Source organism: Fischerella sp. JS2 (assembly GCF_032393985.1).
GTDB lineage: Bacteria > Cyanobacteriota > Cyanobacteriia > Cyanobacteriales > Nostocaceae > Fischerella.
The window spans coordinates 909,236-921,797 of sequence record NZ_CP135918.1; the positions used below are offsets into that span (position 1 = coordinate 909,236).

Consider the following 12,562-nt stretch of genomic DNA (forward strand, 5'->3'; position numbering starts at 1 on the left):
AGACCACTAAATCTACGATTTAGTAGGGTTCTGAAACCCAGTTTGAGTAAGGCGAAAGGGCATACCCTAAGACTTTTTCAAACCTTGCTGCCTTCTGCCCTCTGCCTTGCCTGAAGGGCTGATAAAAATGTTAACGTAGTACCTCTGTAAGGAGGCATGATCTTTATGGCTACAAGTCGCCGCGTTTCCCGCGTTGCTGAATTAATTAAACGGGAAGTTAGCCAAATGCTACTCAACGGCATAAAGGATGACCGTGTGGGTACGGGAATGGTAAGCGTTACTGATGTTGATGTTTCTGGCGATTTGCAACACGCCAAAATATATGTGTCAATTTACGGCACAGAAGAAGCCAAAGCAGAAACAATGGCAGGCTTAAAATCGGCGACAGGTTATGTCCGTAGCGAACTGGGCGCACGAGTGCGGCTGCGTCGCACACCAGAGGTGGTGTTTATCGAAGACCGTTCCATAGAACGTGGTAGTAAGGTGCTGTCGCTATTGAACCAACTCGAACTTCAACGTAAGCCAGAAATTGTGGCAGAGAATGGAGAAAATAACGAAGAAGAAGTCTAATCTGCAAAATCTGTAACTTAAACAACAATTTCTTCTCAAAAATCAGCCACACATTTTACAGACACAAAGTAATCGTGTCTGTTTCAATATGCTTAATAAGGTTTTAATAAGTAGTGCTTTAGCACCGCTAGAAGAGACTTTACATTGATTTACATAGTTGACTTTACCACTTCACACATTTCCTGATACAAATTCTCCCCCTTATCCTGCTTGTCAAATGTATCAGACTTACAGTGAAACGGTATTGAGGTAATTGGGAAGAAGGATGACTAAGTTTTCCAATTACCAACTGACAATTGCCAATTACCGGGATAGCCCTGCAACCAAAATATGGGCGAACCCCCCAAATTTATTCAGGGGCGTCCCCTGAAAGTGCATCTTTTCATATGCATTAGAAACTTCGTAATAATCCTTCTCAGTTATGAGAAGAATTTATAACATCAACCAAAGTTAACAATTAATGACAAAATGATTTACGTTGCTTAATATTTTTGAACACAAAAATATTAAGTGATTGATTAAGACATATGATTTCAGCAAATTTACTGCTAACTAAAGATGGAATACATAACACAAATATATGAATTTCAAATTACCACAACTGCTAACTTAAAGGCAGATCAACATCATTTTAAATTGATTCAAGATTGCTACAACTCCCCCAAAGAGGAAATTTGTTTGGTGGTAGTATTGAACTTCAGCTACTAGTTGAAAGTTTATTTAAGAAATTATTAACAAACAAACCTCTACAACGTTGAGTGGTGTATTGTAGCCCTTATGGTTTGCAGCAGTTTATACATATACTTCTACCCAATATTCTTTGATTGTTTTTTCATAAAACAATACCAGTATCTAGATATGTGAATTACATACATCTTTGAGTATGTAATTCATTTGTTTAACAAATATCTGGTTTCTGTTCGTGAATACCGAAGTTGAGTAACTGCTCTACTAAAAATCAAGCAAATATTCACTCCACAACAACTTAAATATTTTTGTTTAAGGAGCTACAAAACAAATTATCATGAATATTTGACATTCTTAACATTTCTTTACATAATTTGAGGATAGGTAGCGTCAAAATGAAAATAGTTCCGTATACCAAATTACAAAATTCCAGTTAAAGACCTACTCGTTGTTATGTTTGTTCCTAATTATTTTTTGGGAACACTACTTACGTGTAAATTTGTGAGTAAAGATCATGAGTGTGAATACGGTGCCCTCTATCAGCTACTACTCTTTGGACGTGATTCAAGACGAAGCACGGCGACTTGTGCAGAAGGGAGTGGTTAGCAGACAGCAACCAATATATACTCTCTGCCAATACATCCCAGCTCGTGAGTGGGTATGTATCGAATGTGAATTAGAAAAATGCGACTTCCTGTTACGCGATCGCATCGGCGATCTTATTGGTCGGGAAGAATGGGAAAACGACTAATCAAGAGAAAATTAACAGAAAACCATTGATATTAGATTGGGAATATATTTCTTGGATGTGTGGATTTTATAAAAAAAGATTCAACGCCCAATTTCAAGATATTCTCTGCTTGTCATCAATATTTTTCGATCTGGATGTAACTACCTATCTGCTATCTGTTCCTACTGTTTCTCGTATCAGCAATATACAACAGCAACTTGTACGCCATATCATCAGGTGTCAATATATAGGGGCTGAAACTTAATTGAGTATATTGATAATCTGCCGGAGTAGTTTTGTTTTGGCAACTACTCCGGTAATTTTTTGGTGGTAGTTGTGAGTTGTTAGTTGTTAGTGGTTTGTTGTTTGGTCTCATCAACCACCAACAACCAACCAGCAGCAATCAAAATTACCCAACTTCCTCTAAATACAAATTCACATCTTCTATAACACGGGTGAGTTCAGCTTCTGTAGTCAAGCGAATGTTGATGTCACGGATAGTAAGTAGAACTTTTGCAGCAAAAGGTGTAGGCCAAATGTTGGGGTTACAAAAAATCTCTAAAAATACTTCTCCTGTATAACGATATTCCATTGGGCGCTGAGGGTTAGTTTTTCCGCCACCCGGGACAGTTTTAGCAGCAACAGCTTTCAGACTATTCATTAACTGTTCTAGCGCTGCTTTTAGTTCCTGTGCTGCTTGGGGTGAAAAGCTAAAACAGACAGAACCCTCTACTAAGTTGAGTGTCAGATGATTTCCAGACATGAGCGATTTTTGAGATATTTTAGTACAGATACCATTTTCCTGGTACAGATAACATCCAGCTGCATTTGTTTGTTAATGGTAATAATTTCCAAAATCTCAAGAATATACTAAACGTGTTGTTGGTTGTTTGTGATTGGAAGTAATAACTGTAGAGATAGGATAGAAGATTATACTTCAGGAAAAAGTAAGAAAAATTTTCCTCACCTAAATGCTAATAAATATAGTTGCTTGAGTAATGGTATAGGCTCATTATAATCAGGTTTGTGGCTACTTTTAATTAAAAAATATTTCAATAAACTACGGTGAAAAATTGACGTTATAGAAAGATAAAATTCTTACTGCGTAAGAGATTGACACATTGGATTGATGTATTTAGTTCTACACTTAGAAGTCATAGAAAATGATAGTTAAAAATCCTTTATGTCTTTAGATAACCGTGCCACAGTTAAAAAGGTTTTAATCATCACTTTATTGCTAAATATCTTCGTGATGCTATTAAAAGCAGTTGTAGGCAAGTTAACAGGTTCTTTGAGTTTGTTAGCTGATGCCTTACATAGCGTAACCGATAGCGCTAACAATATTTTGGGATTGATTGCGAGCCGATTTTCTTCGCCTCAGCCTGACCGGGAACATCCTTATGGACATCTAAAATTTGAAGCAGTTGGTGCTTTGGGAATTGCGGCGTTTTTGGGTATAGCCTGTTTTGAAATTCTCCAAGGTGCTGTTGAACGCATTCTCAATGGTGGTGAACCAGTGAGAATATCAGCACCACAATTGTGGTTATTACTAGTTGTATTGGGTGTGAATATTTTCGTCACCTTTTACGAACGTCACGTAGGTGTAAAAGTCGGCAGTCCAATTTTGATCGCCGATGCTAAACATACGATGAGTGACGTTTGGGTAACTATTTCCGTGATTGGCGGTTTGATTGGTGTATGGTTGGGCTATCAGTGGTTAGATGTGGTGCTGGCTTTCCCTGTAGCTTTATTGGTATTTTGGAGTGGCTGGACAGTTTTAAGAGAAAATTTACCTTGGCTTGTAGACCAAATTGCGATCGCACCAGAAGTGATTCATGCGATCGCCCTTTCTGTCCCTGGAGTTATAAACTGTCATGACATAGCCTCTCGGGGTGTTGTTGGTCGCCAAGTCTTTATGGAAATGCACTTAATAGTTGATGCTGAAGATGTGGAAACAGCGCATCGCATCACTGAAGAGGTAGAAAGGCGATTAGAAGAACGCTTTCGTCCAGTACGGATTATAATTCATGTCGAACCACCGGAGTATCACTCAGAGCGGATTAGCTTCGGATCTAACTAAACTAGCAAATCATTCTTACGTTAGACCTACTTTCTCACTCTAGATAGGGGTTGTATCCTCAATATTATTAGTATCCTCATACCATAGCAAAACGCACTGACAGAAAGTTTTACCGTTGTGGTTCTTTGCTGCTTCTGGAAGGAGAGCGACGTCACAGAAGTAGACGGTGCTGATAATGATAATAAAGAAGTCTAGATGGTTGTAGAGTTTTTGTCGCTTCCTCTACTTTACTATGACTGACGGGGGATTAAATTCTTCCAAAGCAGAACGGTCGGAGGTTGTAGACATCTAGATTTGTTTATCATAAGGTCAATGAGCATTCGTGCTGACACCGAAGATTTTTTCCTGTCGGTATCACCACGTGTGCTTATTTGCCTTTTTAATAATGCACAATGGCGGTTGACCTCAAGTATCCTACACTTGAGCCTTCCTGAATTACCTATTACCAATTACCAATAAGAATAATCATATCGTCAGCAATCAGCCGGGCTAGATTATGATAATTAAAAGGCTAGGAATAACATTGATTATTTTGAGCTTTTGGGTAAATATGAATGCATCAGCTGAATCATCGATCAACCTAGATATTCCAACTATAATTCACCAAGCCAAAGATGCTTGGGTTACTCTTAATGGTGATGCTTTAGCACAATTATTTACACTGGATGGTGAACTTATTGTACCTGGTCATAGGTGGCAGGGACCAGCACAAATCAGTAAAGCGGTTTCCCTTGTTGCTCAACAATCGCAAGATATCAAGATTGATATTGAACGGATGATTATCTCTGGCGAACAAGCGGTCATTGAATGGCGTTACCAAGAAACAGAAAAAGCAACTAACCATCGCAAAACAACTGAAGATGCAATTGTAGTAGATTTTCGAGATGGTCGGATCAGGCGTTGGCGAGAATATTTTGATACTGAAACACCATCATCTCAAGTGTAAAGTGTGAAGTATGAAGTATCCTTTCTTCGGCAGGGACTTATGCTTTTGATGCCAAAAGCCAAAATTGGAATACCTAATTATAGATTAAGGTTTTTAGTTTTACAAGAAACTAACACATCTGCAACGGCTGCAACCAAATTATCCGGATCTACAGGTTTAGCTACATGAGTTTGAAAGCCGGCTTCTAGTGCGCGCATCCGATCTTCGCTGTCCGCGTAGGCTGTTAATGCGATCGCTGGTACATTTCTTGCTTTTTCTGCTTGCAAGCTGCGTATCTTGCGGATCAAGGAATAGCCATCCTCATCAGGCATTGCGATATCACAAATTAAAACATCAGGTTGTAACTGTGGTAACACTTCTAAAGCTTCTGCTGCTGACGCGACTGTAGTAACGCTGGCTCCGTCTGCTTCCAATACGGTAGAAATATAAAAGCGGCTATCGTCATCTACTACGAGGATTTTTAGTCTAGCAAGAGGGAGAGAAGACGAAGTATCTCCTTCGATATTGGAAAAAAGAGAATTATCTCTCATTACTTTAGTCCCTCATTTTTCCTCGGTTTTTAGATCTTATGTTGAGTAATTTTACTGCTTTAGCGTCCCCTACCCACCTACTCAGTCATATTAAAAAAATAGTTAATTTAATAGTTAATTTGTATGTGTAAATTCATACTAAAAATCGAATAGATTTTTTCTGTTAGTCATTTTGGGATTTGATAGTTTCTGATTACAAAAACTTTCTCTGAATCAAATTTTCCTCGTGTTAAATAATATTAAATAATTCCATATTGTTGATTTTATCGGTTTATAGAAATGTTTAGAATAGTTAATACATTTTTTATGCATCTTTAGATTATATCTATCTCCCCAAACTAAATCAAGCTCAAAAGCTACCTTGATTATTTTTAGATCAGTAACAACCTTGTATCTTGATTAGGACTTTCAAAACGTGAATATTAATAAAAATGATATGGTATTTCCATTTCAGGTTGATTTAACAAACTGTGACAGAGAGCCGATTCATATTCCTGGTTGTATTCAAACACACGGAGTTATTTTAGCATTACAAGAGCCTGATTTAACTATACTACAAGTTAGTAATAACACAATCGCCTTTTTTGGCTTACATCCTGAGGAATTGATCAATCAACCTTTAAGTATATTACTTGAACCTGAACAAATAGAATTTTTGAATGATTGTTTAAAGCAGGAAGATATACAAATAGTTAATCCCATTGAGATAAATATAAATATATCTCAAGCATGTAATTTTTTTGATGCGATTATTCATCGTCAAAACAAATTATTAGTATTAGAATTAGAACCTCAGATCTCTGATAAAAATAATATTTATTTTAGATTTTATTATTTGGTAAAACTAGCAGTTGGCAAACTACAGTCAGCAAAATTTGTTACTGAAGTTAGTCAGATAATTGCTCAAGAAGTGAGAAGAATCACTGGGTTTGATAGAGTAATGGTCTATAAATTTGATCAGAATTGGAACGGTATAGTTATTGCAGAAGATAAGCAAGAGTGCCTCCCTTCTTATCTAGATTTACATTATCCTGCTTCAGATATTCCCAAACAAGCTAGAGAACTCTACAGACAAAATTGGTTAAGGATTATTCCTGACGTTAATTATCAGCCTATTGCCATTGTCCCTACTATTAATCCCTTAACAAAGAAGCCTTTAGATTTAAGCAAATCAGTCTTACGCAGTGTCTCACCCATACATATTGAATATATGCATAACATGGGTGTGAAAGCGTCAATGTCGATTTCGTTGTTTAAAAATAATCAACTTTGGGGACTTATCGCTTGCCATCATCAAACACCAAAGTATATTCCTTATGAAATTCGTAACGCTTGTGAATTTTTGGGACAAGTAACCTCTTTAGAATTAGTAACAAAAGAAGATAACGAAGACTCTGAAGCCAAAATCCAAACGAAATCTACTTTGGTAAAATTAGTCGAATATATGTCAGTGGAGAAAAATTTTATTGATGGATTAATTCACAAACAACCAAATTTACTTCATCTTGTTCATGCTCATGGTGCAACAATTTGTTTAAATAATGAATTGTATTTAATTGGCAATACTCCAGAAGAACAAGATATTCAAAAATTATTAGTTTGGATTAATAAAAATGTTGAAAAAGATATTTTTTATACTGATTCATTATCAAAAATTTATCCAGAATCAGAAAAATATAAAAGTATTGCCAGTGGTTTGATAGTAATTTCTATTTCTAAACATCAAAATAAATATGTTTTATGGTTTCGTCCAGAGGTAATACAAACAGTTAATTGGGGTGGGAATCCGAATAAACCTGTAGAAGTAAGTAAAAATGGTAGTTTGCGTCTCTCTCCACGTAAGTCATTTGAGTTATGGAAAGAAGTTGTCAGGCTGACATCTCTACCTTGGAAAGCTTATGAAATTAATGCTGCACTAGAATTACGCAGCGCCATTATAAGTATGGTAGTGCGGAAAGCAGACGAACTAGCAAAGCTGAATGTGGAATTGGAACGTAGTAATAAAGAGTTGGATGCTTTCGCCTATATTGCTTCCCACGATTTAAAAGAACCATTGCGTGGTATTCATAATTATTCAAATTTTTTAATTGAAGACTACGGTGAGATAGTAGACGAAGAAGGCAAAAATAAACTTAGGACTCTGATTCGTCTTACTAAGCGAATGGAGGATCTCATCGATTCACTACTACATTTTTCCCGCTTAGGAAGAACAGATATGTCGATGCAACAGACTGATTTGAATGCTGTTGTACATCGAATTTTAGATTTATTAAGCGCTCGCATTGAAGAGACAGGAGTAAAAATTCGTATACCTAAACCATTGCCAATAGTATATTGCGATCGCATTCAAATTGGCGAAGTTTTTAGTAACTTGATTACCAACGCCATCAAATATAACGATAAAGCCGAGAAATGGGTGGAAATTGGCTATATTGAAAATTCTGAGCCACTGACATTTTATATCCGAGATAATGGCATAGGTATGCGAGAAAAACACTTGGAAGTTATTTTCCGTATCTTCAAACGTCTACATAGTCCAAGTAAATATGGTGGTGGTACAGGTGCGGGACTAACCATTGCTAAAAAAATCGTAGAAAGACATGAAGGTCAAATCTGGGTAGAATCAACTTACGGTGAAGGTAGTACGTTTTATTTTACTTTACAAAAGCAAAATGAAGTATGAATGACGGTGTTGCTACTAGTTAACGCAACGATTCCCATAGTACAGCTATGACAATTAAACATAACAAAATAGTTCCTAAGGGAACGAACAAACGTTGCAGTAAAAAAATTAGTATCGGTACAACATCTAAAATACCTAAACTTATAGATAAAACGTAAGCGATCGCAAAACCAAATAACGTCAACAAAAAGTATTTCAGGAATTTAGATACTAATCGAAATAAAGGTGTGTATTGATTCGTAGTCATAATTTTTTACCTGATGTGAGTGGACAAATACCAATCCAAAATCTAAGATCCAAAATCAGATGGCTGGGTAAACTCTAAAAAATTCTCTTGCTGCTGTTTCGGTTCCTTTTGTTGATGATTAGGAGCTAGCAGTAGGTATAGGATAAATAATGCCAACACAAGTAGCCAAAACGAGCCAAATTTATTATCTATATTGCGCTCAACACCACATTTTAGGCAGACATATCTGTTAGCATTATGGGCATCTTTAGCAAAAGGACAATAGCCTTGACTGCAATCATGATGGCAATCTTTATCGAACATGATTGACCTCCTTGAGGCTGAATAATGACTGAGTAGTTATTAATTTGTGGTATAAATTTTTTCGGCTAGACAAATAACTAACCAACAATTAACAATTGTAAAAGTAGGTTTGACAACGATATTTGTAGATATAACGACAGAATACTGATCAAAACCCGCCCAAAATTCTCCTCATCTAACTTCATTGGGCATAATTAAAATTTCTCTGTCTTATTTACAAAAGTAATACAAGAAAGATTACTCTTCAGTTGGATAAAGTTATTTTCCTACTTGCAGAAAAAAGTATTTTATGGTGTAAGTAGTAGGAAAAAGTAGCAAATCTCTCGTTATAATACATAAAATGATACACAGACTTAGCAATGGATACGGAAGAAGCTTTAGAGTTTCTAGATAATTTAGTTTTTACTAATACAGGAGAACACTTAGATAGAACTCAAAGAATTATTTTGCGTCAATTGTGGGAAGACGAAAGGCGTACATATTTAGATATTGCTAACAGCCGAGGTTATACAGAAGCTCACCTCAAAGCAGTTGGTGCTAAACTATGGCAGTTACTGTCGCATGTAACAGGGGAAAGAGTATCAAAATCAAACTTTCAAGCGGTGATTGTCAATTGGTGGAGAAACCAACGCTCGCAAAGATACTTCCAGAATCATAATGATAATGGGCAACTTAAGCAATCGCAAATAGAAAGTATAGAATCTAACTTTGTTGGACGCGATCGCGAAATAGCAGAACTCAATTACATCATCCGTCAAGGAACAAAAGTTATTCTCATTCAAGGAGAAGGCGGTGTTGGTAAAACTACCCTTGCACGCAAATATTTTAAAACCCAAAAACTAGACAAAGTTTTAGAATTATGGATGGCAACAGATACTCAAAATATTACCTCAGCAGAGAGTGTAGTTGAAGAATGGTTGCGGCGAGATTTTAACGAAGAACCAGGACGAGAATTTGGTATTAATTTGGAGAGACTGCGGCGTAAATTACGAGATCCAAAGTACCAAATAGGCATATTTATTGACAACTTAGAAACAGCTTTAGATAGAAATGGTAAATTAATTGATACTCGTCGTCCTTATGTGGATTTATTGCGAGTTTTAGCAGATTCATTAGTACATTCAATCACCTTAGTAACTAGTCGCGAGCGTTTATCGGAATCTAGTATAGAAATTTCTACTTACCTTCTAGAAGGTTTGAACGAACAAGCATGGCGACAATTTTTTAGTAGCCACAATATTGATGCTAACACCATAGTTTTAAGTGAAATGTGCAAAGCCTATGGAGGAAATGCTAAAGCCATGCAAATTATTCGGGGTGCAATTTCTACAGATTTTGGCGGTGATATAGATGCTTATTGGCAAGAACACAGCAACGATTTACTCAATGAAAGACAATTGAATGATTTAGTTACTACTCAATTTGATCGATTGCAGGAAAATAATATAGAAGCATACAGATTACTGTGTCGTTTAGGTTGCTACCGTTATCAAGACATCACATCAGTACCGATTGAAGGTGTTTTATGTTTACTTTGGGATGTTGCCGAATCACAACGCCGACGTGTCATGAGAGCTTTGCAAGATTTATCATTAATAGAAGCTAAAAAAGGACAGTACTGGCTGCATTCAGTAATTCGCGCTGAAGCGATCGCTAGACTCAAATCTACTCCCGAATGGGAATTAGTGAACTACAAAGCAGCAGAATTTTGGACACAACAAGTAGTAGAAGTTAAAGATATTATTGATGCTTTAAAAGCATTAGAAGCTTATTATCACTATGTAGAAATTGAAGATTTTGAAAAAGCTGCCAATGTCATCATCAAAGGTAGAGGTAAACAATGGGGTACTGGTTTACCTTTAGGCTGTTCATTTTACCAACTTGGATTACCCCAAAAAATTATTTCTGTGATCACAAGAATCATTGATCATGTGCAATCCCAAGAAAGCCTTAGCAAACTTTATAATATGCTAGGCTATACATACAGAATTATCGGCCAGATTGAACAAGCCATACAATGCTACCAAACCATAGAAGCAATAGTAGATCAAAAGTTAGTTTCTGAGCAGACAAAAATTTCTTTACTCTTTAATAGAGGGCTTTGCAAACTTGAATTATGGGAAGTGCCAGAAGCTCAAGCATGTTTTGGTGCTGTTTGCTCACTAGCTGAAAAAAACAGTATTTTAGATGATTATATGATATATTCTCAATGTTGTCTGGCTTATCTGCATTCTTGCTCTGGTTCTCAAGCAGATGCTTTTTCTCTAGCTGAAAATGTCTATCTTTCTATCTCTTCCTCAAGCAGAATGACTTTGTGGGGAATAGGACACAGCCTTGCAACTCTGGCGTTTACTTATAAAAATTTAGATAATTTAGAAAAATCTTTACAGATATGCCAAGAAACTATTTTACATTGTGAAGAAAATAATTTTACGCAAATCAAAGGTAGAGCGATCGGTTGTTTGGCAGAAATTTATCGCGAAAAACAAGAATATAGCACAGCTATTTCCTATCACAAAGAAACTATAGATATACTACAAAAAATTGGTGCTAAAGCCAATTTAGCTAATGCTTATTATCAACTAGCATTGACTTATAAAATTACAGGTGAAACGCATAAGAGTAGAGATAATTTTCTAGAAGCAATTCGCCTCTTTCAAGAAATGCAAGCACCCAAGCAAGTAGAAAAAGTCCAAAAATCAATGGGTGTTTTTACAAAAGATTAATGAGCATCCGAGCTAACATACAGGAGAAGAATTAATAGTTGATGAGTTATTAATTTAATTAAGCTTGTAGTAAGCGTTTTTCCACTAAGATCTAAGCACTTTATTGCTTACTACAAACTTAAAATTTTTACCTAAAACTTATGTATATATTCTGAGCTTTTGCAGTAACTCTTGAGTTAACTGAGAAAAAGCTTTAGAACCTGATGATTGGGGAGCATTTAAAATCACAGGCATAAAACTATCAACTGCTTTCGCAACATTCACATCAACTGGTATTTGAGTTTGACATATTTTTTCTACACCAAAATCTTGATGAACGCGTTGCATCACTTGTTTATAATATCTGCCAGTTAACAAGTTGGCATTAGACATTGTAAAGACAATTCCCAGCATTTGAATATCAATTTTGGCTTCGTGTTCGTGGCTTTCTTTGAGCTGAGCAATACGTCTTTCTAGTAACTGAATACCCACCACAGATAAAGGTTCTGGTTTAGCAGGAAGAATGTAGAAATTGCTAGTAGCTAAAGCACTACGAGTCAAAAGATTATATCCTGGGGCGCAGTCTAAAATGATAAAATCATATTCTTCCCGGACTGGTTCTAAAAGTTTACCAAGTAAGACTCTTTCAAAACGATTCCAAATAGTTTCAAAATCCTTTTCTCCTAAAGTAACTGCTTGTTGATGCAGCATTTCGGAAACAACAAATTCATCATACAAATCAATATCCCCTGGTAACAAATTTAATCCGGGGAGATTACAAACTTGGGATAGAATTATATCTTGAATTGTATGTTTCTGTTCCGGTTCTGGATTGATAATTTGATCTATCAGATACCTAAACGTCTTTCTGTTTTTCCGGCGCTTGGCAAACTCCATAGGCGACATGAGACTAAGTGTCGCACTAATTTGACTATCTAAGTCAAGCACAAGTACTCGCTTACCATGTTCTTTTGCTAAACAAGTCGCTATATTCACGCTAAGAGTTGTTTTACCAACCCCACCTTTCATATTTGCAGTTGCAATTACATATCCCATTAGCTAAGTCCTTTAATCACGCATT

The 12,562-nt window shown here is 36.2% G+C and carries 11 protein-coding genes; 6 read left to right on the forward strand and 5 right to left on the reverse strand.

Annotation, left to right across the window (positions count from 1 at the left end; genetic code table 11):
* Positions 1-165: 165 nt before the first annotated feature.
* Positions 166-570 (forward strand): 30S ribosome-binding factor RbfA, encoded by a 405-nt coding sequence (gene rbfA, locus RS893_RS03835; protein ID WP_315789943.1) that lies wholly within the window; start codon positions 166-168, stop codon positions 568-570.
* A gap of 1,201 nt (positions 571-1,771) precedes the next feature.
* Positions 1,772-2,008 carry a DUF4327 family protein gene (locus tag RS893_RS03840; protein ID WP_009454716.1) on the forward strand — a complete coding sequence of 79 codons (237 nt, stop codon included), beginning with the start codon at positions 1,772-1,774 and terminating at the stop codon, positions 2,006-2,008.
* 388 nt (positions 2,009-2,396) lie between these two features.
* Here the strand turns inward: RS893_RS03840 and RS893_RS03845 are convergent, their stop codons facing one another.
* Entirely contained in the window at positions 2,397-2,750 is a 354-nt protein-coding gene (locus RS893_RS03845; protein ID WP_315789944.1) for a hypothetical protein, read from the reverse strand.
* A 420-nt stretch (positions 2,751-3,170) separates the two neighbouring features.
* Between RS893_RS03845 and RS893_RS03850 the strand changes: the two genes are divergently transcribed.
* Together RS893_RS03850 and RS893_RS03855 are read left to right on the forward strand one after the other, a co-directional pair.
* A complete protein-coding gene (locus RS893_RS03850; protein WP_315789945.1) occupies positions 3,171-4,067 on the forward strand; it encodes a cation diffusion facilitator family transporter in 897 nt (298 codons plus the stop codon).
* A 550-nt stretch (positions 4,068-4,617) separates the two neighbouring features.
* On the forward strand, positions 4,618-5,013 hold the full coding sequence (locus tag RS893_RS03855) for a nuclear transport factor 2 family protein (RefSeq protein WP_315789946.1): 396 nt from the start codon (positions 4,618-4,620) through the stop codon (positions 5,011-5,013).
* Between the two features lie 77 nt (positions 5,014-5,090).
* Here the strand turns inward: RS893_RS03855 and RS893_RS03860 are convergent, their stop codons facing one another.
* The gene (locus RS893_RS03860) at positions 5,091-5,543 is read right to left on the reverse strand and encodes a response regulator (RefSeq protein WP_315789947.1); all 453 of its coding nucleotides are present in this window, start codon (positions 5,541-5,543) and stop codon (positions 5,091-5,093) included.
* Between the two features lie 436 nt (positions 5,544-5,979).
* Here RS893_RS03860 and RS893_RS03865 point away from each other — a divergent pair, with 436 nt between their 5' ends.
* A complete protein-coding gene (locus tag RS893_RS03865) occupies positions 5,980-8,226 on the forward strand; it encodes an ATP-binding protein (RefSeq protein WP_315791860.1) in 2,247 nt (748 codons plus the stop codon).
* Positions 8,227-8,245: 19 nt separating this feature from the next.
* On the opposite strand, the gene RS893_RS03870 is transcribed toward RS893_RS03865, so the two are convergent.
* The gene (locus RS893_RS03870; protein ID WP_315789948.1) at positions 8,246-8,473 is read right to left on the reverse strand and encodes a hypothetical protein; all 228 of its coding nucleotides are present in this window, start codon (positions 8,471-8,473) and stop codon (positions 8,246-8,248) included.
* Positions 8,474-8,515: 42 nt separating this feature from the next.
* Complete coding sequence (locus RS893_RS03875; protein WP_315789949.1) at positions 8,516-8,776, reverse strand: hypothetical protein; 261 nt, start codon at positions 8,774-8,776, stop codon at positions 8,516-8,518.
* A gap of 359 nt (positions 8,777-9,135) precedes the next feature.
* On the opposite strand from RS893_RS03875, the gene RS893_RS03880 reads away from it, so the two are divergent.
* The gene (locus tag RS893_RS03880) at positions 9,136-11,502 is read left to right on the forward strand and encodes a tetratricopeptide repeat protein (protein WP_315789950.1); all 2,367 of its coding nucleotides are present in this window, start codon (positions 9,136-9,138) and stop codon (positions 11,500-11,502) included.
* A 138-nt stretch (positions 11,503-11,640) separates the two neighbouring features.
* Here RS893_RS03880 and RS893_RS03885 read toward each other — a convergent pair whose 3' ends face one another.
* Positions 11,641-12,537 (reverse strand): ParA family protein, encoded by an 897-nt coding sequence (locus RS893_RS03885; protein ID WP_315789951.1) that lies wholly within the window; start codon positions 12,535-12,537, stop codon positions 11,641-11,643.
* Between the last annotated feature and the right edge of the window lie 25 nt (positions 12,538-12,562).